The following is a 22,615-nucleotide window of genomic DNA, read 5'->3' as shown; positions in this document are numbered from 1 at the left end:
TCGATCTCATGGGCGCTGAATGTTTTGAGCCAAACGCATCGGGCCCCACCCCATTTCCTGCCATGGGAATTATCCTACGCGCGCTGTTGAAGTGTCGCTGTTGTCGGGGAAACGCCTCAGGGATACCGTTTTCCGGTCGTGAAAAAGATGGTCCCCGACCCACCCCGCCGCAAACCCATCCCCTCCATTCACTGGTAGCGCACGTTCATGATCGGCTCTACGGCCAACGGATCGAGGACTGACGGCATGGCGGAGCAACCCAAACCGCTTACAACCATCGGCGTGGCAACCTTTCTCGATGTGGGCAACCCACCGATCGATCTCCTACGCGTACAGCCTGGCATTCCCATCGACGATGCGTACGAACAGGTCTCCGTGCTGCTGAGCTACATCAGGCATCTCGTTCGTGAAGGGGATATGGAGGATGACCACAAGTTGCTGGGCGCAGCGGACTATCTGAGTGCTTTGGCAAAAGCGTTGATGAACGATATCGAGATAGCCAAGAACAGGCTGCATTGACCTCAAGGGCCCTATCGCTCGCTTGTCGGCGGTTGGGCCATCAGTTGCTCACATCAGGCCGTGTCACCACCGTCGCTGGCTGAAGCTGAAAAACCCACACCACATGGCCAGCGTCTCCTGGTAGTCACGGTGGCGGTTTTTGACGGCCGCCAATAGATAAGACTAGTCAAGAATCGAGAAGGTGCGATGACATGGGTCAGGGAATCGCCAGAGGGTGTCACTACCCAGCGCTCACCGTTCCTGGGGGACGAAAGCCTCCTTGCCCAGGCCGCAGTCGGGACAGCACCATTGGTGCGGAATATCTTCGAACGCCGTACCCGGCTCGATACCATTTTCCGGATCACCCCATGCCGGGTCGTAGGCATACCAGCAGGTTTCACAATAGTACTCAGCAACCCATGTCGTCATCGCTATCTCCTTGTCCACTGCGTCAGTGATCCTGCTCTCAGGCTCGCCCTGTCCTGCGTAATGCGCAGACCAGGTAATCGACCATCACTTTGACCTTCTGTGACACATGTCGCCCAGGTAGATGGAGGATCCACGCCATTCCCTGCAAAGCCCCCACGTACTTCCACTCGGGCAGCACTTCCACCAGGTCGTTGACGGCAATCGCTTCGCCAGCCAGCCTGGCAGGAAGACATGAAATACCCAACCCCGAGAGGGTGGCGTTCAATACAGCTTCCGCACTGTCTGAAACGTAGCGACCTGAAATACTGACGTCACACGCATCTTGTGCCGATAAAAACTCCCAGGTCCCGCTTTCGCTGAAGTCGGAAAAAGGTATGCAACTGTGCTCCGCCAAATCGGAAGGGTGTACCGGTCGACCATATTTTTCTATGTAGCTACCTGCAGCACAGACTACAAAGTCGACAGGGAACAACTTGCGCGCTACCAACCCTAACGGCGGGGTATCGGTAATTCTGATACCGATGTCTATGCTTTCAGCGATGTAGTCCAAAGTTCCCTCATCCGAAATGAGTTGCACATTTACATCCGGGTAGCGCTTGAGAAATTCGGGGATGAGTTGATGACATGTTCCATACAATGACCGGGGGACCGCGATGCGAATAAGTCCTTGCGGACTCTCAAGAAACCGCTCCTTGAGCCTGAATATATTTGCTGATGACTCAAGCAGCTCTTTGCAGTGCGAATAGATCTGAGCGCCCTCGGCATTGACTTTCAACTGCCGAGTGCTGCGTTCGAGCAATCGAATCGATAATGCATTTTCAAGCTTCGATACTTGCTTACTGACTGCGGATGCAGTCACACCTAGCCGGGCCGACGCATCCACAAAGCTTCCCGCCTCAACCACAACAGCAAATGCCGCCATGCAAGGTAACATATCTACATGACTTTTTGGAAGATAGCCTCGATAGTCCATTATTATGACCACTCATATCTTTAGGCCAGCAACTAAACATATGCCCTTGGCACAGGGCCCCAAAAAACATCACCGCAAAAAAAACTGCATCTCTGCGAAAAACTTCACCCGTAAAGATGCAGAAGCACAGCCCCTAACAACACCAGACTGACCCCACTAACCTGAGTGACCGACAGTCGCTCGCGATAAAAGAAGTATCCCAGGATCGCAGCAATGCCGCCCGACAGGGTACTGATGACGGTGACGACTGCTACCGAGCCATTGAGCGCGCCCCAGGCAAACGCGGAGAATCCGCCCAGGTTTAGAAGACTGGCGCCACACAGTGACCCAAAGGTCTTCAAGCTGATCGTCGCGTGGTCCCGCAACAACTTGAATGCCTCAGGGATTAGAAACATGACCCCCACTGCATAGCCCAGCGCCAACATGTTCACCGGCCCCAACTGCGGCAAGGCGTACTTGCCCTGAATCCAGAAGCTGATGCCGTAAAGCATGGCCGCCAGCAAGGCAAACCCTACAGATATCGTGCTGGTGGTCCTGCGCTCACCTTCATGATGACCTCGGCTGGCCAGTAAAACCCCGAAGAAGCAAACGAGAATGCCGCTCACCTGCCACCCTGACAGGGCATCCCCCCCCAGCCACGCCAACAGGGTGGTAAAAACGCCATACGAGGTGACTAAGGGTGCCACAACTGCAGTTTTGCCTGCAGCAAAAGCCTTCGACAGCGCCAATGCCCCCACAACTGTACACAAAGACGCTACTATCCCAACCCCTAGCACGCGCCAAGGCGCAGACATGAACTTTTCCCACTGACTGGCTGAAAAGAAAATAATAATTGCCATTAGAACAAAGCCCAGCAATTGCCCAAAAAAAACCGCTCGTTTAACACCAACTGCTCGTGCGTTCACACCGACCAAAAAGTCCGTCGCCCCCCAGAACGCCGCCGCCAGCAACCCCATGAATACGTCCAAAGCAATATTCCTTATTATAAATAATCCCTGTGTCGCTTCAGACAGTAATCGGGTTTATGACAAAAATCAAACCCCACCGGGCGAGGCCTTATAGCCCGACGTACTCTTTCGCGAGAGCGAAGCTAGCAACCAAATTAGCGGATTAGTCAATGCAGTTGAAACGATAGAAAGCATAAAAAGAACACTATAGGAACTTTCCGACAACACTCCCACCTCAAGTCCTACGCCAAGCACAACCAATTCCACAAGTCCCTTCGTATTCATCAGTACGCCGACCTCAATGGAAACAATTGGTCTCAACCCTGCTGCCCTAGCACCTATATATGAGCCCAGCACTTTGCCGATAGTCCCACCCAGCAGGAACAACAGCAGCCACAACCAAAGACTAGGCTCGCCGAAAGCGGCCAGCGAGACCTGAATACCTGAGCAGGCAAAGAAAATCGGGGTAAGAAAAAGATGACCGAACCTACCGATCCACCTACGCCATGCCAGCTCCATCGAGTACAGGTCGTGAAACACGTATGCCGCCATGACCGCGCCGATGGCCTGGTGGAAACCGAGCATCGCGGTAAACTGCGCTGATGCCAGGCAATAGACCAAGGCAATTGCGACAAGGGACCGCTCACTTAATGCAGTATGAACAATGCGGTTTTTCAGCCATGGGCGGACCACTAGGAACGTCAGACCGGCATAAGCCAAAAGACCGCATACCTTGAGTAAGCTCTCGGACAGGCCGCCCGCCCCACCCAATTGCAATGCCAACACCAATGCCAGTGCAAACCAGGCGAATACATCGGTGTACACCGCCGCCGAGAGTGCCAATCGACCGGCTTGCCCATCAATGCCACCACGCTCCTGGATAATCCTCATCAATACCGGCAGCGCTGTCACCGACAGTGCGATCCCACAGAAGATCACGTAGGACCAGTAAGGCTGCGTCGGCGCGATGGACGGTTTCGACCAGGCGCCGATGACACAGCCGAGGAAAAACGACAGCACGATTCCGAGAATCGCGATCAAGGCCGGGGCACGTTGCGCTCCTCGTCGCCCTCCGACACCTGCAGCATGCCAAGGAACTTCGACCATCAGCATGATCAGCCCCAGTTCGCCGAGTGCTCGGACAATCTCTATCGATTCAGGTGTCAGCACCTTTGCCGACACTTGCGGAAACCAAGCTCCTAGCAAAGTAGGGCCCAACAGTATACCGGCAACGATTTCCCCGATTACCCGGTTCTGGCCAAGCATCGTAGCCACACGCCCGCAGACTGCGCAGGCAAGCAAGATTAAACACACTAGCACTAACCAGCTCGACATAGATTTGCCCTCACCCAACACCTGCCGTTGATCCTCTAGCTAGGCAAACGCCAGCTTCAGACGCTCATGAACGGTATCTGAATGTCTGCGCAGTACTTCAGGATCTTCATGAATGAGGTAGACAAAACCCCAAGCCGACAGAAAGTCTCGTGTCGCCTTGATGGCCTCGCCTTTTTCCACAAAAAAACCAAACCCATGAAACGAATCGAGTTCCTCGATCAGCGTGATACCTTCAATGTCCGTCACAGTGCCGCTCTGTTCAGAAATCAGGCAACAGATACAGAAATGCTTGTCGTAGTGCGGGACTGCCAAGGTGAGCGGCGCATGACCCAAGTAGATATCTATGTTGAGGTCGTAGCAATTCAGCCCGGTGCACAACTCGATCAATGAAGGCACATTCGCCCCGGGCAAGCGACCGTTCTGTTCGATGATGAAGTGTCCCGCCGGGTTGATCTTGAACTCAATGTCGTTGATGCCAATGTTGGCCTCGATGGCCGAGTTGACTTCGGATATGTAGGCAAATGCCAGACGCGCCTGATCGCTTAAGGGCGAAATGGATCGAATGTTGCGATAGACACTGGGGTGATCGCCGACGCGGATCTTTTCGTACTGGGCGAAGCAGAGAATTTGTCGCCCCGACGCCCCCAGATTTGCAGTAACAATGAAGTATTCAGGGCCTTCGACATACGCCTCCACCAGTGCATGCTTTTCCTCCTCCGCTCCTGGTTCGATATCGCTTTCGATGGCCGCCAGAGCCTTGTACATATCCCCTTTGGACTGGCAGATCTTAACGTTCCTCGCACCCGTGCCCTCGGTCGGCTTGATCACTACGGGGAAAACAATACCCGGATCATGGTCCTCGGCCAGGTCATTCATGGAAAGCCTGAACGCAGGTATGACCGGAACGCCCTTGAGTTGCAGACGACGCTTCATTTCAAGCTTGTTCATCCGCGCAGCACAGGTTGGGATCGGGTTGCCCACCAAGCCTAAGTGAGCCGCCAACCGGTCGCTTATTCGCAATGCCGTATCGGAACCGGGTATGACCGCATGCACCTCTCTTCCGGCCATGCAGACCTTCGCATGTTCCAAGTTCTCGACATGCACCACCTCGTCAAAATCATCGACTCCATGCAGCTTCTGCAAACGCCCGGGAAATTGCCTGCGGGTCACTAGGGCCAGCGCGTGATAACCCTTATGGCGAATATCATGTCCATAGCGCCGGGCCGAACTGATCGGGTCGATGACGACCACCGTTTGTCGATGAGTGGTCATCCCAGACTCCGCATGGTCTTATACATGTAGTGGTAGTAACGCAGTGCGACGTTGTAGCGGATCATCACGCCCAGAGAGAGTTCGCGCACTACATCCTCACCACCCGCCGCATAATGCTGCAGCACTGTTTCGTACCAGGCGGCGCTGTGACGGGTGTCGATGCTGATATGGGCCTTATGATAGGCGATCACGTCTTTTGGTAAGCCTAAGCGCTCCATGGCCGCCGTGGTGGCCCCAAAGCGTACCGGCGCCGATCCCTCCACCAACCCCATCGCACCGATAAGGCGCATGTTGAACTCGCGACGTACAGCCCACATCAGCAGGATGTTGCCATTCATCAGACATTCGAGGGGAGGCACCTCCACACTGACACCCGCCTTTTCCAACAGATCACGCATGTAGCTGGAAGAGGTACGGAACATCGTGGTGTGTACGGCGGTAAAGTCCCCATTGCCCATTTCATCCCAATAGTTCTCGCCGGCGACCATCTTGCAACGAATTGGCATACCTAACTGAGCCACAGCCATCAGGTCATCGAAAGAACCATCAACCAATTCTTCCATGCAGATGTAGTAAGCGACCTGTTCGGCATTGGCCCGGTGGCGCATGAAGTCCACGAAGAAGCGAATATCTTCATTGATCTTCTTCTCGTACATGACGTACCACGGGAGGAATGCATCCTGCGTAGTGGGCAGGTCCCGCAGATCAACCAGCCCCTCCTCGGCTGCGGTCCATTCATCCTCCAGTAGCTCCACAATGTTGCGGGCCAATCTGACCGATTGCCGTGCAGCCACCAGTTGTGCCGGATCTCCGAGAAAACAGCGGTAATAGTCAGCAAGTTGCTGTTGCGTATTCCGAGCTAATTTTTTCATATCCCCTCCTCAGTACAGAACGGTCGGACCTTCGCTGCAGCGCAGGTCAAAAGCGTCATGAGATGGTCCAACCTCATACAATCGCGTGAGGCGGGTATGAGCCTCGCGTAAGGTGGGGACATGACTTACATCGACCCACCACAACACTAACCGAGGGCGTAAGATGGGCTCGAACCACTCCCTTCCACGCCGCATGAATGACTTGTGCGAAGTGTTATAGAGAAAGTCCTTGAGTGATTCGACGTCCCTCCACAGCGAGAGTGTGTAGAGATAACCCTCGCCCCATAACTGATCCAGCAGCGGCTGGTCCTCTTCGGTCTCACGCCAGATGAACCCCGGATGTTGCTCAGCCAGGCCGTTCACGTAACTGGCCGAGGCATAGAACTCTTCCATTCTGGTGTCTCCCTTGGGGAACTTGGGCTTCACCAAGTCGAAATGTGCAAGTATGCGTGTCATGAAGCCTCCCAGGCCTGGACTTCGATAATGTTTCGATCCGGATCACGTGCGTATACGAAGGTGCAAACGCCTACCCCTTCAACAGGCTGCCTCGCCAACTTTCCTAGCAGCCATCCACCTGAGCTGATCACTTTGGCGCATACAGCTTCCACGTCGGAAACTTCAAATGCGATGTGGCTAAACCCACGCGAATTGGCAAACTTTTCCGACTCATCACGGAAATCGCGATACTGAAATACTTCTAGCGTCGGTCCGTCCTCCCCATAACCGGGCAACCGAAGATGTACGCCTTCGATCTCCGGCTTTATCAACCCGGTACCATCTGCCACCGATTGCCCTGAAAGCCGGCGCACCGGGCCGACTGGAATACAGCCAAATACATCGATATAAAACTTGGCTATCTTTTTCCAATCAGTGGTGATCAAGTTAGCATGTGAATATTTGACCTTGGTCATGCACTAGCCCTCGAACTTCAATCCCGGAAGACGAAGGTTTCGTGCTCGATTTTTCGGTCCTTGTCCCTCGCCCTTTCCCACGTGGTATTAAGAATGATGCGGGTGACATCTTGTGTCAGTGGTTTAACCCGATGCAGCGTGGTATCCGCCTTGAGCAGATAGACATCACCTGTGACGTGGAAGTAAGAGTCGATTTTGTTTTCCACCAGCAAATTCTCTACCCGGGGATTCTGCTTATCCCAATTCGTATGGGGTACGCACTCCAACAAACCTCCTGCCTCGAGTGCCGGTGCCTCGACGATCCAAATGATCGTGTAGGGGTAGTCGCCCCAATGCCAACCATGGGTATCACCTGACCTATGCTGACTGTTAATGATGAAGTTATCCCATTTCCATGGGGTTGGGATAATCTCCTCCCCAACGATATGACTTATCAAACTAATCAAATAACGAGATTTATAAGCATGCGGAATATACCGCCCATGGGCCTCGATGCTTTCCTGGGGAACGTTACTCAAATAGCGCGGCGTGTTGCCCGTAGATTCAATCAAAAAATCCCGGCGCTTTGAGAAATTTGCCAACAGGTACTTCACATCGACAGAAACTTGATTGCGCACTTCAGGATCAATCAGGTGATTAATCTTCAAGTACCCATCCCTTGCAAACCGATGCTTTTCCCAGAAAAAGTCTCGACCTACGAAAGGATCTGACCTCAGTATATCTGCGCTTTGCTCCAGGTCATGTTTAACAGCAGCACGCTCTGACATATGAATACTCCGTATCTATCAAGGTGGGGGCACGTGTTTAATGACACATTCAAATCCTACCCCCTCAACCTGCACGGATATACCCCACACGCAGACTTGCACTCCTTCCTCAAACCATGTAATTCCCTGTTGTAAAGTATCGCCACCTCTTTGCTTCGGCACATCGGATTCAAAAAACTTCCTTATACTCCATGGTTTCTTCGACTTAGGAACGCCGGATCGAGTATGAGACAGTTTGCCCGCGAGGCCCGCACGGGCGACTCGATCTCATACGCGCTGAATGTTTGCCCCAAACACCTCGCGCCCCATCTCATTTCCTGCAATGAGACCACAAGCAACAAATCCATATTCTGTAGGACATTTCTGAACCTGAAACCAAATGCTTCAGGATTAGCATGCTTGGGAATTATCCTACGCGCGCTGCTGAAGTGTCGCTGTTGTCGGGGAAACGCCTCAGGGATACCGTTTTCCGGTCGTAAAAAAGATGGTCCCCGACCCACCCCGCCGCAAACCCATCACCACCCATTCACTGGTAGCGCACGTTCATGATCGGCTCTACGGCCAACGGATCGAGGACTGACGGCATGGCGGAGCAACCCAAACCGCTTACAACCATCGGCGTGGCAACCTTTCTCGATGTGGGCAACCCACCGATCGATATCCTACGCGTGCAGCCTGGCATTCCCATCGACGATGCGTACGAACAGGTCTCCGTGCTGCTGAGCTACATCAGGCATCTCGTTCGTGAAGGGGATATGGAGGATGGCCACAAGTTGCTGGGCGCGGCGGACTATCTGAGTGCTTTGGCAAAAGCGCTGATGAACGATATCGAGATAGCCAAGAACAGGCTGCATTGACCTCAAGGGCCCTATCGCTCGCTTGTCGGCGGTTGGGCCATCAGTTGCTCACATCAGGCCGTGTCACCACCGTCGCTGGCTGAAGCTGAAAAACCCACACCACATGGCCGGCGTCTCATGGTAGTCACGGTGGCGGTTTTGACGGCGGCCAATAGATAAGCCCCGTCAAGAATCGAGAGGGTGCGATGACCTGGGTCAGGTGTGTGAGTTTTGTTGGTGCATGGGTTGCGAGCAGCAGCCGCAACCCATCTACCGGACATCAATGCCGAAAGCTCCCGCCCCTCACGCCACCGCCGAGATCGCCACGAAATGGCCCGGCGCAACCTCCCGGTACTGCATGGCGGCGGCCTGGTGCCCGACGGCGTGGATACGGCTAGGCACCGCCTCGCTCATCAGGGTGAACGGCTTGCGCTCTACATTCATGTCCGCCGACGGCACCGCGCTGAGCAGCCGCTGGGTGTACGCATGCCCCGGGTTCTCGAACACGCTGCGCCGTGGCCCGATCTCGACGATCCGCCCGTGGTACATCACCCCCACCCGGTGGCTGACCCGCTCGACCACTGCCATATCATGGGAGATGAATAGGAAGGCAATGCCCCGCTCCTTCTGCAGGTCCTGCATCAAGTTGATGACCTGGGCCTGAATCGACACGTCCAGCGCTGACACCGCTTCGTCGGCGATGATCAGCTTGGGAGACAGGGTCAACGCGCGGGCGATGCAGATGCGCTGGCGCTGCCCGCCAGAAAACTCATGGGGGTAGCGTTGCGCATGCTCGGCCCCGAGCCCCACGCGCTCCAGCAACTCCGCCACTTGCCGACGCGCGGCGTCCCCCCTGGCAATGCCATGCACCAGCAGCGGCTCCATCAGGCTATGCTCGATGGTAAGGCGGGGATTGAGCGACGCATACGGGTCCTGGAACACCATCTGCACGTCGCGCCGCAGGGCCTTGAGTTCGGCCCGGTCCAGCGCGCCCACATTCCGCCCCTGAAACAGGATGTTACCGCCCTGAATCGGCATCAGCCCCGCCACCGCCCGGGCGCTGGTGGACTTGCCACAGCCAGACTCGCCCACCAGCGCCAGGGTTTCGCCCGGGTAAATCTGGAAGTCGATCGACTCCACCGCATGCACACGGCGTTGAACCTTGCCCAGAATGCCGCCACGCAAGTCGTAGCGAATCGACAGCGACTCAACGCTGAGGATCGGGGCCCCCTGGTAGTCCGGCGCCCGCGGCGCATCCTGCTGCCCTTGTGCCACCGGCTCGTCGACCAGGGCGAACTTGGCCGGCAGGTCGCTGCCCCGCATCGATCCGATCTTCGGCACCGCCGCCAGCAACGCCTGGGTGTACGGCTGCCGAGGGCGAAGCAGGACCTCCTTGGCCGCGCCATGTTCGACGGTCTCGCCGCGCTTCATGACCATGACATCGTCGGCCACTTCCGCCACCACGCCCATGTCGTGGGTGATAAAGATCACCCCCATGCGCAAGCTGTCCTGCAATTCCTTGATGATCCGCAGGATCTGCGCCTGCACGGTAACGTCCAGCGCTGTGGTGGGTTCGTCGGCGATCAGCAAGGTCGGTTCGCACACCAGCGACATGGCGATCATGATGCGCTGGCGCATGCCACCGGACAGCTCGTGGGGGTAGCGCCCCATGACCTGCCGGGCATCGGGGATGCGTACCAGGTCGAGCATGCGCAGGGCCTGAGCCTCAGCGCTGGCGCGGTTGCAGCGCTTGTGCAGGGTGATCGCCTCGACCAGTTGCGCGCCAACCTTGAACACCGGGTTCAGCGAGGTCATCGGTTCCTGAAAGATCATCGACATCGCCGAGCCGCGCAGCCGGCGCAACAGCGACTCAGGCGCCGACACCAGGTCGATCAGCGCCCCGTCGCCGGTGCGCAGGTGCATCGAGCCGGACACCACGCGGCCACCGGCCCGCCCGATCAGGCCCATCATGGCCATCGAGGTCACCGACTTGCCGGAGCCCGACTCACCGACGATGGCCAGGGTCTGGCCACGGCCGACTTCAAAGGACACGTCTCGTACTACGGGGGCCTCGCCATCGCTGCCGAAGGCCACGCTCAGGTTCTCGACCCGAGCGACCAGATTTTCGTTCATCAGGACAACCTCCTTCAGTCGACGATCCGCGCCACGGCGGCATCCAGCGCGGCCCGGGCACCGGCGACCTTGCCCAGGTGGGCGGCGACCCATTGGCGGTCCTGCGCCAGCTCATCCTGGGCGACCGTCAGCAAGCGACGCACCTCGGCAGGGCCGACGCCACCGACAGAGATACGGGTTTCCACGAAGGTACGCGGGTTCAGCGCATCACGCACCTGCGCATCGGTATAGCCCAGGGCAGAACCGATGGTCTCCTCCGAAGCCTGATCCAGCGCCGCACCGGTCACCTGCTGCGGCGTCACCCCCGCGGCCAGGCAGTTACGCACAAGCCGCGCGACCACATGGTGTACCTGGCGGAAGCTGATGCCACGCTCACGCACAATGATATCGGCCAGATTGCTCGCGGTGCACCAGCTGCCCGACAGCAGCTCGCCCATGCGCGCCTCATGCACCTTCAGGGTTTCGAGGATGCCGGTGAACAAATCGAGCATACCTTCGGTCACCTCCAGCGCGCGCTGGATCAACGGCAGGTCGCGCATGGCCTGGTCGCCTGTGCCTTCGGCGCGGAAGGTTGCCAGTGCGGTGCTCAGCCAGGTCACGGATTCGCCGGCGGCCTTCTTGATGGTCTCCAGGCCCGACGGGTTCTTCTTCTGCGGGAAGATGCTGCTGGTGCCGCAGTAACTGTCATCACTCTCTACCGTGGCGAACTCGACACTCGACCAGAGGTGCAGGTCGGTGGCCAGGTCGTTGAGGTCGGCCATGATGAACGACAGCGCGCCAATGGCCTCGGCTGCGTACCAGGCTTCGCGGCCCAGCTTGGAGTTTTCTACAAGGCTGTCGAAGCCCAGCAGCTCGGTGGTGCGGTTGCGGTCCAGCGGCCACGAGGTGCCGGCCAGCCCCACCGCGCCCAGCGGGTTGCGGTTGACCCGGGCGTAGGCCTGGGCCAGGCGGCTGAAACTGTCATGCAGGCGGGTGCTGAAGCTCAGCAGGTAATGGCCGAACACCCACGGCTGGGCATGCTGCATGTGGGTGTAGCCCGGCATGATGGTATCGGCGTGGCGCGAGGCCTGCTGGATCAGCGCGTCCTGGAAGCCATTGATGCGCCCCAGCACTGCCAGGATGCGTTTGCGATCGTACAGGCGGCGCACCGTGGCGCCCTGGTCGATGCGGCTACGCCCGGTGTGCATCTGGCCGGCGTTGTCTTCGCCGATGCGGGCGAACAGGTAGGATTCGACCTGCAACAGGAAGCTGCCTTTTCTGACATCGAAGGGGAAGTCGGAGGCAGACAGCTCGCGGATCTTGCGCAGCTCGGCGAGGATCGACTGGCCCACCGGGCGGGCAAGAATCTGCTGCTCGACGAGCATGACCGTGTGCGCCAGGTCGACCTCGATGAACTCGTGAAACTGGCGAATTTCGGTATCCAGGGCCGGGATGTCATGGTATTTCACCATCCGCTCGGCGGCCGGGGCGCTCAGGCGGGCATCGGTCAGCAGGGTTTCGTGTACTTGTGCTTTGGACATGGTCGTATCACCGCTCAATTCAGTTGTGCATTCTTGAAATCGATGGTCCCTTCGTAATCGACGGCGAGACCTTTCATACCTTTGCGTAGCCCGATGATCTGTTCCTGGTCGAACAGCGGCAGGCTGTTGGGATCTTTCTCCCAGAGGATTTGCTGGATCTGCCCGTAGAAGCCCATGCGCTTGTGCTCATCCAGCTCACGGGCGGCCTGTTGCAGCAGGCTGTCCACCTCGGGGTTGCTGTAGCCGGTCAGGTTCTGTGGGTCCCCGGTCACCAGCTTGCGTCGCAGGCGGATGTCCGCATCGGAAATGCCGGTGCCCAGCAGCCACATGTCGGCATCGTTGGAACCCTTGCCCGTGCCGTTGCCTGGCTCAGGGCGATACAGGCTCTTCTGATAGGTGGCCCACTCCCAGACCTTGAACTCGGTCTTCAGGCCTACCGCGTTGAGGTAGCCCTGGACCACCTCGGCCACTTGACGGTCCTTGGTGTAGCGCCCGGCCGGGGTCCACATCACCACGGTGCCGGGGAAGCCACCGGGGTAGACCTGCTCGATCAGTTGCCGGGCTGCGGCTGGGTCGTACTTCACCGGCGCAAAGGTACGGCGCGCCTGGGTCCCTTCCGGGAACGGGCTGGTCGGCACCTTGCCGTAGCCCAGCAACACCTTGTTCACCAGGGCATCGCGGTCGATCGCCATGTTCACCGCCTGGCGCATGCGCACGTCATCGAACGGCGGGCGGGTCAGGTTCAGCTCGAAAAACACCTGGAAGGTGCTCGGCACCCGCAGCAGGTCCGACTTGTTCAGCGCCTTGAGTTCGATCGCCGCTTCCGGCGACAGGTCGGCGGCCACATCGGCATTGCGGGTGCGCAGTTCGATGACCCGCGAGGAGTCCTCACGCACAGGGCGGAACACGAGCTTTTCCGGTTTGCCGGGGGTGCCGAAGAAGTCAGGGTTTCTGACGATCACGGTGTGGTCGTTGGGGATCCAGCGCTCGAACTGGTAAGGCCCTGTGCCGACCGGATGGTGCCCATAGGCCCGCCCATAGCGGGCTACCGCCGCAGGGCTGCTGATCGAGGACGACGGCTTGGCGAGCAGCTCGAGCATGGTCGGCGACGGGTTGGCGGTGGTGATGCGGACTTGGTCGGGCGCCAGCGCCTCGACCGAGACGATGTCGGTGTAGTAGGACCTGTGCGGCGAGCCCAGGCGGGCATCGCGAATGCGGTCCAGGTTGAACTTCACCGCTTGTGCGTCGAAATCGGTACCGTCGTGAAATTTCACCCCTTGGCGCAGGGTGAAGGTCCACTGACGGCCGTCGTCGGAACGGGTCCAGGACAGGGCCAGGTCAGGGACCACGTGGTCACGTTCCTGGCCTTCCCAGTTCACCAGGCGGTTGAACAGATGGTCGAGCACGTTGTAGGACGGGACGCTGCGGGAAACCGCCGGGTCCAGGGTGTCGATGTCCGAACCCTGCACGAAGGTCAGGGTTTGCAGGTCCTGCGCGCTGGCTGCAACCGGGCCGAGCGCCGAGCATCCGAGGACACCCAGCAGCAAACCACGGACGAGCTGTGCCTTGAAGCCTGTACGCTCCATGATCTTTTCTCGCTTCATAAGGTTTCGTACCACCCGGCGCGGCCAAGCCGCGCCGGTGACAGTCAGGATTTGCGTGACTTCGGGTCGATGAAATCGCGCAGCGCATCACCCACGATGTTGAAGCTCAGGATGGTCAGTACCAGCGCGCATCCGGGGGCAATCAGCACATAGGGGTGGGTAGTCAGCAAGGGCCTCGACTCGGCGATCATTGCGCCCCACTCCGGCGTCGGCGGGGGTGGCCCAAGGCCGAGGAAGCTCAAGCCGGAACCGATCAGGATGGCTTCGGCGAGCGATACCGTGGCCTGGATGATCACCAGCGATCCGATGTTGGGCAGGATGTGCACCCGCAACAGGCGCAAATCGCTCACCCCGATGGATTTCGACGCCAGCACGAACTCGCGCTTGGCCAGGGCCATGACCGGCCCGGCGAAAAACCGCACGTAGATCGGAATACTGGAGATCGCGATGGCCAGCGTCAGGCTGAGGATGCTGTTGCCGGCCACGGTGATCACCAGGATCGCCACCAGGGTGCGAGGGAATGCGATCATCGAATCCATGACCCGCATGACCAGCCCCGAGATCGGGCCATTGTAGTAACCGCACCCTGCCCCGACCGCGACCCCCACCAGCATCGCGGTGCCGACACTGGCCACCGCAACAATCAGGGTAATCCGTGCGCCCCAGAGCACACGCCCGAGCAGGTCGCGGCCAAGTTGGTCAGTACCCAGCCAGAATTCGGAGCCTGGCGGGACCAGTGACTGCGACAGGTTGATCCGGGTAACCGCGTCCCAGTCGAAAAACAGCGGCGCGAACACCGCCGCGGCCACCATCAGCAGGATCACCACCGTCGCACTGAGTGCAAACCAGCGCTTTCTGGCGATCAGAAAGCCGATGAAATTCAGGCGCCGCACGTTCCGAGGCATGGGCCGGGCCTCAGTTGTAGGTGATGCGAGGGTCGAGGATGCCATATGCAAGATCCACAATGAGGTTGACGACAACGACCAGCGCGGCGAATACCAATACAGTTCCTTGAACCACATAGATATCACGGGCCATGATCGCATCTATCAGGAAGCGTCCCATGCCGGGCCAGGCAAACACGGTTTCGACAATTACCGCGCCACCGAGCAAACGTCCGAAGTCCATCCCGAATACCGTTACCAACGGAATAGCGGCATTGGAAAGTGCATGTTTCAGGACAACTTTATAATTGGGCACGCCTTTGGCGTAGGCCGTTCTTATATAGTCTTCCTTCAATACATCCATCATGGTTGAACGGGCGAGCCTGGAAAACGTCGCTACATAGGGCAGGCCCAGGGTCACGGCCGGCAATATCAGGTGCTGAAAGCCCCCGCGGCCGGTGGGTGGCAACCATCCGAGGCTGGCGGAGAACACCGACATCAGGATCAGCCCGAGCAAAAAGCCCGGCATCGAGATGCCCAGCACCGCCAGGGTGGTCAACGCGCTGTCGAGCACGCCCCGTGGCCGCAGCGCCGCTATGATGCCCAGGGGCACACCAATGAGGACCGCGAGCAGCATCCCGGCTGCCGTCAGCTCAAGCGTCGCCGGCAATGTCCTGGCGATGCCCTCAAGGACCGGGGTGAAGGTCTGGAAGGATTCGCCCAGGTCGCCGGTGGCCACTTTCTTCACGTAAATCAGGTACTGGGAAACCAAGGGCTTGTCCAACCCATAGTTTTGCCGTATCTGCGCAACGTCCGCTTCTGTGGCATCCGGACCCGCCGCCAACCTGGCCGGGTCGCCCGGAATAAAATGCAGGACGAGAAAGACCACAATCGAGACACCCAACAACATGGGCAGCAGGAGTAATATCCTGCGGATTGCATAATTAAGCACGATCAGCCCCTATTGTTTTAATTAACGGCGTTCATCTGCAAGTGTTGCCAATTGTTATCTGCCAACACCTGAACAAATCATCGCATGTCATGAAAACATCGCAATACGGCAAGGGGTTGGACGCACATAACAAAATGTTATGCTGGCGGCGCTACCACCCCGCATCGCCCTCGCCGAGACCGAAGATGAAACTCAATCCGCGCCAGCTAGAAGCCTTTCGCACCGTCATGCTCACAGGCAGCATGACCATCGCCGCAGAAAGCCTCCGGGTCTCTCAGCCTGCGGTCAGCCGGCTGATCCGCGACCTGGAAGTGGGCCTTTCGCTACGCCTGTTCCGCCGTGAAGGCAATCGCCTGATACCCAGCACCGAAGCGCAGTTTCTGTATGCCGAGGTGGACAAGTTCTACCAGGGTATCGAGCGCATCGAGCGGGTCGCCGAGGACCTCATGACCCTGCGTACCGGCACTCTACGCATCGGCTCGATGAGTGCGCTGGGCCTGACCGTGGTGGCCGAGGGCACGCGGCGGTTCGTGCATGAACGCCCCGGGGTGAGAACCTCACTGGATGTGCGCAACTCCATGAGCGTGCTTGAACTGACTTCGGCGAACCAGCTGGATATCGGCTTTGTGCAGGTGCCAGCGGGCGATTACCCGGGCCTGCAACTGGTCCCGATGCCCAAGGTGGATGCGGTGTGCGTGCTACGCAGCGATGATCCGCTGGCCGAAAAGCAGGTGCTCAGCCTCGAGGACCTGCGTGGCCAGCGCCTGATCTCGCTGAACCCCAACAACCCTCTGCAGCGCCGCCTCGATGCCGCACTGGAGTCACGCGCAGTGGTGGGTGCCAGCTCGGTCGACACCACCTCGGCGCACTTCGCCTGCAACATGGTCTCGGGCGGCTTCGGCATGACCGTGTGTGATCCGTTCACCGCGTCGTATTCGAAGTACCCGGGGATTACCTTTCGCAAGCTTGAGCAGTCCATCCCTTTTGAGGTGTCGATGGTGTTTCCCGGGCACCAACAGCGCTCCAAGCTGGCGTGGGATTTCATGGGGATCATGGAGAAGATCTTCAAAGTGCCCCTGTAAAGGGCCTGTGCATCTGCTGCTGCCGACAGCCGGACATCAATTTCGGAAACGGACTACATCAATGAACACCAATGCCCTGCTAGGTTGGCGAAAAAACCTGGGGGTAGTACTCGCATGGTCAAGGATTACCGTCGTATCGGTCTCGTCATCGGCTTGCTATTACTGACAGCACCGTCACTGGCTGAGCCACTCACGGCCGAAGCGGCTCGCACAATGGCTGCCGCCGCCGAGCGCGCTGCCCGTGCCCAGGGCTTTGCCATTGTCATCAGCATTGTCGACAGCCATGGCAACCTCAAACACTTCCACCGCATGGATGGCGCCAGCACCCGCAGCATACAGGTCGCTCAGCTCAAAGCCTCGACCTCGGCCCGCTTCCCGCTCTCGTCTACATCGCACGCACAACAAGATGCCGCACATCCGGCACACCCCTACTCGTCACTGCCGGGTATTACGCTGCTTAGGGGTGGTTTACCGATCATGGATAAGAACGGCCAACCTATCGGCGGCATCGGCATCAGCGGCGCAACGCCCGAACTGGACACCCAATTTGCCCAGATAGCGCTGGAGGGGGATGCCTGAGTGGTGGAGGCATCGTTTTGGGGCACATAAAAAAACCCAAGGCAGGTGCCTTGGGTTTTTTACTGCAGCGACTCGCTACCGTTCTGATCAGAACGGAATATCGTCATCAAAGCTGTCAAAGTCAGCCGCCGGCTGCGGCGCAGGCTGTTGCGGCGCTGGGCGCTGCTGGGACTGTTGCGGGCGCGGGGCCTGCTGACGTTGTTGCGGGGCCTGGTTGTATTGCTGCTGGCCACCCTGGTTGTAGTTGTTACCACCACCCTGGTTGTACTGGTCGCCGCCACCTTGCTGGTTCTGCGGACGGCCGCCAAGCAGCTGCATGGTGCCCTGCATGTCGACGATGATTTCAGTGGTGTAGCGCTTGATACCGTCTTTTTCCCACTCGCGGGTCTGCAGCTTGCCTTCGATGTACACCTGCGAACCCTTGCGCAGGTACTCGCCGGCGATTTCGGCAACCTTGCCGAACAGCGACACACGGTGCCACTCGGTACGCTCGACCTTCTGGCCCGACTGCTTGTCGGTCCACTGCTCGCTGGTAGCCAGGCTCAGGTTGGTCACGGCGTTACCGTTGGGCAGGTAGCGGACTTCGGGATCCTGGCCACAGGTGCCGACCAGAATGACTTTGTTAACCCCACGGGCCATAACGTTCTCCTAGGCTTCGCACGCCGATGAGGCTGGGTTCACCAGACGCTCGAGGGTCGCACGGTCCAAAATTTTCGTATCCAGTTTGATATAGATGGCAGCTTCTTCAGCCACCACTACGGCGTCGGTCACACCCGGCACGGCCAGCAGGCGCTCGGTCAACCCGGCTTCCCGGACCGCCTCAGGCGTCAGCGGCATGCGCAGGCTGGTCACATACGGTGGTTCGTTCATGCGCAACGCCACGACCAGCCAAACGCCGCACAGCACCGCGCAACCGAGGAACACCGTGTTCAGCCCACCGTGCTGGAACAACCAGCCACCGAGGATTCCCCCCAGAGCGGCACCCAGGAACTGGCTGGTAGAGTACACCCCCATCGCCGTTCCCTTGCCACCCGCAGGCGACACCTTGCTCACCAGCGAAGGCAACGAAGCCTCCAGCAGGTTGAATGCAGTAAAGAATACCACGGTGCCAATCACCAGTCCGTGCAAGTTGTCAGCCCACTGCCAGAAGAACACCTCCACCAGCAGCAACACACTGACCGCTCCGGCCAACACGCGTTTCATCTTGCGCTTCTTTTCGCCATAGATGATGAACGGGACCATTGCAAAAAATGAGATGAACAGCGCGGTCAGGTACACCCACCAGTGTTCTTCCTTGGGCAAACCACCGCGCTCGACGAAGGCCAAAGGCAGCGCGACGAAGCTGGCCATGAGGATGGCATGAAGGATGAAGATACCGACATCCAGGCGCAGAAGGTCCGGATGACGCAGGGTCGGGCCGAGGGCTTGGCGCGCCACGCCAGATTCGCGGTGCTGCAAGGTGCTGTGTGTATTGGGCACCACAAAGGCAATCAGCAGAATGCCGACAAGGGCAAGTCCTGCCGTGGCGAGGAACAATCCTGACAAGCCGAAGGCACTGGTCAGCAGCGGGCCGACGACCATCGCCACCGCGAACGACAAGCCGATGCTCATGCCGATCATGGCCATGGCCTTGGTGCGGTGCTGCTCGCGGGTGAGGTCGGACAGCAGCGCCATGACCGCCGCAGAAATCGCCCCGGCGCCCTGCAGGATGCGCCCGGCGATCACGCCCCAGATGGAATCGGCCTGCGCGGCCAATACACTGCCCAGGGCGAAAATGACCAACCCTAGGTAAATCACCGGGCGGCGCCCGATGCGGTCGGAAACGACCCCGAATGGGATCTGCAGGACAGCCTGGGTCAGGCCATAGGCACCAATGGCCAAGCCGATCAGCGCCGGCGTGGCACCGGCCAGGTCCATGCCGTAGGTGGCCAGCACCGGCAAGACCATGAACATGCCCAGCATACGAAAGGCAAAGACCAGGGCCAGGCCGCCTGCGGCGCGGGTTTCGCTGCCACTCATGCGCTCGTTGTGGGTGTCGTGCATGGATTAATCTCGTGTGAACCGGCGGCGATTCTATCAGTCCGACAGCTTGACGGCATATACGCGACGCTTTGCCGCGTACTGGCAGCGCGCCGTATACTTCCTTGTTTATGCCCGCCGAGCGAGGCCGCAGTGGACAAGATCCTGATTCGTGGGGCACGAACCCACAACCTGAAGAACATCGACCTGACCCTGCCGCGGGACAAGCTGATCGTGATCACCGGCCTGTCCGGTTCCGGCAAGTCGTCCCTGGCGTTCGATACCTTGTACGCCGAAGGGCAGCGACGCTATGTAGAGTCGCTTTCGGCGTACGCCCGGCAGTTCCTGTCGATGATGGAAAAGCCCGATGTGGACACCATCGAGGGCCTGTCGCCGGCGATTTCCATCGAGCAGAAGTCGACCTCGCACAACCCGCGTTCGACGGTTGGCACCATCACCGAAATCTACGACTACCTGCGCCTGCTCTACGCCCGTGTAGGCACGCCACGCTGCCCCGACCATGACATTCCACTGGAGGCGCAGACCATCAGCCAGATGGTCGACCTGGTGCTGGAGCGCCCGGAAGGCAGCAAGCTGATGCTGCTGGCCCCGGTGATCCGTGAGCGCAAGGGGGAGCACCTGGCGGTGTTCGACGAGCTGCGCGCCCAAGGCTTCGTGCGGGCCCGGGTCAACGGCAAGCTGTACGAGCTCGACGAACTGCCCAAGCTGGACAAGCAGAAAAAACACAGCATCGATGTGGTGGTGGACCGGTTCAAGGTCCGCGCCGACCTGCAGCAGCGCCTGGCCGAATCGTTCGAGACCGCGCTCAAGCTGGCCGACGGTATTGCCTTGGTGGCGCCGATGGACGACGAGGAAGGCGAAGAAACGATCTTCTCTGCCCGCTTCGCCTGCCCAGTCTGCGGCCACGCGATCAGCGAGCTGGAACCCAAGCTGTTCTCCTTCAACAACCCGGCGGGTGCCTGCCCGACCTGCGACGGCTTGGGCGTGAAGCAGTTTTTCGACACCAAGCGCCTGGTCAACAGTGAGCTGACGCTGGCCGAAGGTGCGATACGCGGCTGGGACCGGCGCAACGTCTATTACTTCCAGATGCTCGGGTCACTGGCCGCGCATTATGGGTTCAGCCTGGAGGAACCGTTCGGCGAGCTGTCGGCCGACCACCAGAAGGTGATCCTGCAGGGCAGCGGCAAGCAGAGCGTCGATTTCAAGTACCTCAATGACCGTGGCGACATCGTCAAGCGCTCGCACCCGTTCGAAGGCATCGTGCCGAACCTTGAGCGCCGCTACCGTGAAACCGAATCGGCCACAGTGCGCGAGGAATTGGCCAAGTTCCTCGGGACCCAGCCCTGCCCCGACTGCCGCGGCACCCGCCTGCGCCGTGAAGCACGTCACGTCTGGGTTGGCGAAAAGACCTTGCCGGCGGTTACCAACATGCCGATCGGCGACGCCAGCGGCTATTTCGCTGACCTGACCCTGACTGGTCGCCGCGGCGAGATTGCGGCGAAGATTCTCAAGGAAATCTGCGAACGCCTGCAGTTCCTGGTCAACGTCGGCCTCGATTACCTGACCCTGGACCGCAGCGCCGAAACCCTGTCGGGTGGCGAGGCACAACGTATCCGCCTGGCTAGCCAGATTGGTGCGGGCCTGGTCGGGGTGATGTACATCCTCGACGAACCGTCGATCGGTCTTCATCAACGTGACAACGACCGTCTCCTGGCCACCCTCAACCACTTACGTGACCTGGGTAACACGGTAATCGTGGTCGAGCACGACGAAGACGCCATTCGCCTGGCCGACTATGTGGTGGACATCGGCCCGGGCGCCGGTGTGCATGGTGGCCAGATCGTTGCCGAGGGCTCACCCCAGGAGGTCATGGACCACCCGGATTCGCTGACAGGCAAATACCTCTCCGGGCGCAAGAAGATTGCCGTGCCTGCCAAACGCACGCCACGCAACAAGAAACTGCAGCTCAAGCTCAAGGGGGCTCGTGGCAACAACCTGCAGAACGTCGACCTGGAGATCCCGATCGGCCTGCTCACCTGCGTAACCGGTGTATCCGGCTCGGGCAAGTCGACGCTGATCAACAACACGCTGTTCCCTCTGGCCGCCACCGCCCTGAACGGTGCGAGCAGCCTGGAAGCCGCAGCGCACAGCAGCATGGACGGCCTGCAGCACCTGGACAAGGTGGTGGACATCGACCAGAGCCCGATCGGGCGCACACCGCGCTCGAACCCGGCCACCTACACAGGTATTTTCACGCCGATCCGCGAACTGTTCTCCGGCGTGCCGGAATCCCGCTCGCGTGGCTATGGCCCAGGGCGCTTCTCGTTCAACGTCAAGGGCGGGCGCTGCGAGGCCTGCCAGGGTGACGGCCTGATCAAGGTGGAGATGCACTTCCTGCCGGATATCTATGTGCCGTGCGATGTGTGCAAGAGCAAGCGCTACAACCGCGAAACCCTTGAGATCAAGTACAAGGGCAAGAACATTCACGAGGTCCTGGAAATGACCATCGAGGATGCCCGCGAGTTCTTCGACGCGGTACCGGCACTGGCGCGCAAGCTTCAGACGCTGATGGATGTAGGCCTGTCGTATATCAAGCTGGGGCAGTCGGCAACTACGTTGTCCGGCGGTGAGGCGCAGCGGGTCAAACTGTCGCGTGAGTTGTCCAAGCGCGACACCGGCAAAACCCTGTACATCCTTGACGAACCGACCACGGGCCTGCACTTCGCCGATATCCAGCAGTTGCTCGACGTGCTGCACCGCCTGCGTGACCACGGCAACACTGTGGTGGTGATCGAGCACAACCTGGACGTGATCAAGACTGCGGACTGGTTGGTGGACCTTGGGCCGGAAGGCGGCTCCAAAGGTGGTCAGATCATTGCCTGCGGTACCCCGGAAGAGCTGAGCAAGATGAAGCAGTCCTATACCGGGCATTACCTCAAGCCGCTGTTGGAGCGTGACCGGGCCTGAACCCCCTGGGCATG

The 22,615-nt window shown here is 59.1% G+C and carries 21 protein-coding genes; 5 read left to right on the top strand and 16 right to left on the bottom strand.

Annotated elements, in window-relative coordinates:
- The first annotated feature begins 246 nt into the window (after nucleotides 1–246).
- The gene (locus APH34_RS25415) at nucleotides 247–519 is read left to right on the top strand and encodes a DUF3077 domain-containing protein (protein ID WP_054903451.1); all 273 of its coding nucleotides are present in this window, start codon (nucleotides 247–249) and stop codon (nucleotides 517–519) included.
- A gap of 231 nt (nucleotides 520–750) precedes the next feature.
- Here APH34_RS25415 and APH34_RS25410 read toward each other — a convergent pair whose 3' ends face one another.
- The 9 genes from APH34_RS25410 to APH34_RS25370 form a co-directional block, all read right to left on the bottom strand.
- Nucleotides 751–927, bottom strand: coding sequence for a rubredoxin (locus APH34_RS25410; protein WP_054903450.1), 177 nt, complete (start codon nucleotides 925–927; stop codon nucleotides 751–753).
- Between the two features lie 37 nt (nucleotides 928–964).
- Nucleotides 965–1,900: a LysR family transcriptional regulator gene (locus APH34_RS25405; RefSeq protein WP_082422889.1), complete on the bottom strand. Its 936-nt coding sequence runs from the start codon at nucleotides 1,898–1,900 to the stop codon at nucleotides 965–967.
- A gap of 104 nt (nucleotides 1,901–2,004) precedes the next feature.
- Nucleotides 2,005–2,868, bottom strand: coding sequence for a DMT family transporter (locus tag APH34_RS25400; RefSeq protein ID WP_232964107.1), 864 nt, complete (start codon nucleotides 2,866–2,868; stop codon nucleotides 2,005–2,007).
- Between the two features lie 66 nt (nucleotides 2,869–2,934).
- Nucleotides 2,935–4,182: a cation:proton antiporter gene (locus APH34_RS25395; RefSeq protein WP_156358125.1), complete on the bottom strand. Its 1,248-nt coding sequence runs from the start codon at nucleotides 4,180–4,182 to the stop codon at nucleotides 2,935–2,937.
- A gap of 39 nt (nucleotides 4,183–4,221) precedes the next feature.
- Nucleotides 4,222–5,454, bottom strand: a complete 1,233-nt coding sequence (locus APH34_RS25390) for an ATP-grasp domain-containing protein (RefSeq protein WP_054903447.1) — start codon at nucleotides 5,452–5,454, stop codon at nucleotides 4,222–4,224.
- Nucleotides 5,451–6,326, bottom strand: a complete 876-nt coding sequence (locus tag APH34_RS25385) for an iron-containing redox enzyme family protein (protein WP_054903446.1) — start codon at nucleotides 6,324–6,326, stop codon at nucleotides 5,451–5,453. Before APH34_RS25385 ends, APH34_RS25390 begins: the two co-directional genes overlap by 4 nt.
- A gap of 9 nt (nucleotides 6,327–6,335) precedes the next feature.
- Nucleotides 6,336–6,782: a DUF3291 domain-containing protein gene (locus APH34_RS25380; protein ID WP_054903445.1), complete on the bottom strand. Its 447-nt coding sequence runs from the start codon at nucleotides 6,780–6,782 to the stop codon at nucleotides 6,336–6,338.
- Entirely contained in the window at nucleotides 6,779–7,237 is a 459-nt protein-coding gene (locus tag APH34_RS25375; RefSeq protein WP_054903444.1) for a VOC family protein, read from the bottom strand. The genes APH34_RS25380 and APH34_RS25375 overlap by 4 nt, the downstream gene beginning before the upstream one ends.
- A gap of 17 nt (nucleotides 7,238–7,254) precedes the next feature.
- Nucleotides 7,255–8,004 carry a hypothetical protein gene (locus APH34_RS25370; protein ID WP_054903443.1) on the bottom strand — a complete coding sequence of 250 codons (750 nt, stop codon included), beginning with the start codon at nucleotides 8,002–8,004 and terminating at the stop codon, nucleotides 7,255–7,257.
- Nucleotides 8,005–8,588: 584 nt separating this feature from the next.
- Between APH34_RS25370 and APH34_RS25365 the strand changes: the two genes are divergently transcribed.
- Complete coding sequence (locus tag APH34_RS25365) at nucleotides 8,589–8,861, top strand: DUF3077 domain-containing protein (protein WP_054903442.1); 273 nt, start codon at nucleotides 8,589–8,591, stop codon at nucleotides 8,859–8,861.
- A 282-nt stretch (nucleotides 8,862–9,143) separates the two neighbouring features.
- Here the strand turns inward: APH34_RS25365 and APH34_RS25360 are convergent, their stop codons facing one another.
- From APH34_RS25360 to APH34_RS25340, 5 genes are read right to left on the bottom strand one after another with little or no spacing between them, the layout of a single operon-like run.
- Nucleotides 9,144–11,066, bottom strand: coding sequence for an ABC transporter ATP-binding protein (locus tag APH34_RS25360; protein WP_256215938.1), 1,923 nt, complete (start codon nucleotides 11,064–11,066; stop codon nucleotides 9,144–9,146).
- The gene (argH, locus tag APH34_RS25355; RefSeq protein ID WP_082422888.1) at nucleotides 10,988–12,493 is read right to left on the bottom strand and encodes an argininosuccinate lyase; all 1,506 of its coding nucleotides are present in this window, start codon (nucleotides 12,491–12,493) and stop codon (nucleotides 10,988–10,990) included. The genes APH34_RS25360 and argH overlap by 79 nt, the downstream gene beginning before the upstream one ends.
- A 14-nt stretch (nucleotides 12,494–12,507) precedes the next feature.
- Nucleotides 12,508–14,097: an ABC transporter substrate-binding protein gene (locus tag APH34_RS25350; RefSeq protein WP_256215937.1), complete on the bottom strand. Its 1,590-nt coding sequence runs from the start codon at nucleotides 14,095–14,097 to the stop codon at nucleotides 12,508–12,510.
- 44 nt (nucleotides 14,098–14,141) lie between these two features.
- Nucleotides 14,142–15,002, bottom strand: a complete 861-nt coding sequence (locus APH34_RS25345) for an ABC transporter permease (RefSeq protein WP_054903440.1) — start codon at nucleotides 15,000–15,002, stop codon at nucleotides 14,142–14,144.
- A gap of 10 nt (nucleotides 15,003–15,012) precedes the next feature.
- Complete coding sequence (locus tag APH34_RS25340) at nucleotides 15,013–15,933, bottom strand: ABC transporter permease (protein ID WP_054903439.1); 921 nt, start codon at nucleotides 15,931–15,933, stop codon at nucleotides 15,013–15,015.
- 185 nt (nucleotides 15,934–16,118) lie between these two features.
- Here APH34_RS25340 and APH34_RS25335 point away from each other — a divergent pair, with 185 nt between their 5' ends.
- Together APH34_RS25335 and APH34_RS25330 are read left to right on the top strand one after the other, a co-directional pair.
- Nucleotides 16,119–17,015: a LysR substrate-binding domain-containing protein gene (locus tag APH34_RS25335; RefSeq protein ID WP_054903438.1), complete on the top strand. Its 897-nt coding sequence runs from the start codon at nucleotides 16,119–16,121 to the stop codon at nucleotides 17,013–17,015.
- A 114-nt stretch (nucleotides 17,016–17,129) separates the two neighbouring features.
- Entirely contained in the window at nucleotides 17,130–17,594 is a 465-nt protein-coding gene (locus APH34_RS25330) for a heme-binding protein (protein ID WP_082422887.1), read from the top strand.
- 87 nt (nucleotides 17,595–17,681) lie between these two features.
- Here the strand turns inward: APH34_RS25330 and APH34_RS25325 are convergent, their stop codons facing one another.
- Both APH34_RS25325 and APH34_RS25320 read right to left on the bottom strand, forming a co-directional pair.
- Nucleotides 17,682–18,233 (bottom strand): single-stranded DNA-binding protein, encoded by a 552-nt coding sequence (locus tag APH34_RS25325; protein WP_054903437.1) that lies wholly within the window; start codon nucleotides 18,231–18,233, stop codon nucleotides 17,682–17,684.
- A gap of 9 nt (nucleotides 18,234–18,242) precedes the next feature.
- Nucleotides 18,243–19,637 (bottom strand): MFS transporter, encoded by a 1,395-nt coding sequence (locus APH34_RS25320; RefSeq protein WP_054903436.1) that lies wholly within the window; start codon nucleotides 19,635–19,637, stop codon nucleotides 18,243–18,245.
- Between the two features lie 129 nt (nucleotides 19,638–19,766).
- Between APH34_RS25320 and uvrA the strand changes: the two genes are divergently transcribed.
- Entirely contained in the window at nucleotides 19,767–22,601 is a 2,835-nt protein-coding gene (uvrA, locus tag APH34_RS25315) for an excinuclease ABC subunit UvrA (protein WP_054903435.1), read from the top strand.
- The last annotated feature ends 14 nt before the right edge of the window (nucleotides 22,602–22,615 follow it).

Origin of the sequence: Pseudomonas sp. NBRC 111131 (genome assembly GCF_001320525.1) — a bacterium.
Classification (GTDB): domain Bacteria; phylum Pseudomonadota; class Gammaproteobacteria; order Pseudomonadales; family Pseudomonadaceae; genus Aquipseudomonas; species Aquipseudomonas ceruminis.
The sequence above is the reverse complement of the archived record's forward strand: the minus strand, read 5'-3'. Positions and strand labels throughout refer to the sequence as shown.

Excerpts from the sequence above, each read along its gene's own strand:
- APH34_RS25395 (WP_156358125.1), bottom strand. The coding sequence starts at position 4,182 with ATGTCGAGCTGGTTAGTGCTAGTGTGTTTAATCTTGCTTGCCTGCGCA.
- APH34_RS25370 (WP_054903443.1), bottom strand. The coding sequence starts at position 8,004 with ATGTCAGAGCGTGCTGCTGTTAAACATGACCTGGAGCAAAGCGCAGAT.
- APH34_RS25380 (WP_054903445.1), bottom strand. The coding sequence starts at position 6,782 with ATGACACGCATACTTGCACATTTCGACTTGGTGAAGCCCAAGTTCCCC.
- APH34_RS25335 (WP_054903438.1), top strand. The coding sequence starts at position 16,119 with ATGAAACTCAATCCGCGCCAGCTAGAAGCCTTTCGCACCGTCATGCTC.
- APH34_RS25360 (WP_256215938.1), bottom strand. The coding sequence starts at position 11,066 with ATGGGTCGCCGCCCACCTGGGCAAGGTCGCCGGTGCCCGGGCCGCGCT.
- APH34_RS25365 (WP_054903442.1), top strand. The coding sequence starts at position 8,589 with ATGGCGGAGCAACCCAAACCGCTTACAACCATCGGCGTGGCAACCTTT.
- APH34_RS25405 (WP_082422889.1), bottom strand. The coding sequence starts at position 1,900 with ATGGACTATCGAGGCTATCTTCCAAAAAGTCATGTAGATATGTTACCT.
- APH34_RS25320 (WP_054903436.1), bottom strand. The coding sequence starts at position 19,637 with ATGCACGACACCCACAACGAGCGCATGAGTGGCAGCGAAACCCGCGCC.
- APH34_RS25390 (WP_054903447.1), bottom strand. The coding sequence starts at position 5,454 with ATGACCACTCATCGACAAACGGTGGTCGTCATCGACCCGATCAGTTCG.
- APH34_RS25350 (WP_256215937.1), bottom strand. The coding sequence starts at position 14,097 with ATGAAGCGAGAAAAGATCATGGAGCGTACAGGCTTCAAGGCACAGCTC.
- APH34_RS25410 (WP_054903450.1), bottom strand. The coding sequence starts at position 927 with ATGACGACATGGGTTGCTGAGTACTATTGTGAAACCTGCTGGTATGCC.
- APH34_RS25375 (WP_054903444.1), bottom strand. The coding sequence starts at position 7,237 with ATGACCAAGGTCAAATATTCACATGCTAACTTGATCACCACTGATTGG.
- APH34_RS25415 (WP_054903451.1), top strand. The coding sequence starts at position 247 with ATGGCGGAGCAACCCAAACCGCTTACAACCATCGGCGTGGCAACCTTT.
- APH34_RS25330 (WP_082422887.1), top strand. The coding sequence starts at position 17,130 with ATGGTCAAGGATTACCGTCGTATCGGTCTCGTCATCGGCTTGCTATTA.
- APH34_RS25385 (WP_054903446.1), bottom strand. The coding sequence starts at position 6,326 with ATGAAAAAATTAGCTCGGAATACGCAACAGCAACTTGCTGACTATTAC.
- argH (WP_082422888.1), bottom strand. The coding sequence starts at position 12,493 with ATGTCCAAAGCACAAGTACACGAAACCCTGCTGACCGATGCCCGCCTG.
- APH34_RS25345 (WP_054903440.1), bottom strand. The coding sequence starts at position 15,002 with ATGCCTCGGAACGTGCGGCGCCTGAATTTCATCGGCTTTCTGATCGCC.
- APH34_RS25325 (WP_054903437.1), bottom strand. The coding sequence starts at position 18,233 with ATGGCCCGTGGGGTTAACAAAGTCATTCTGGTCGGCACCTGTGGCCAG.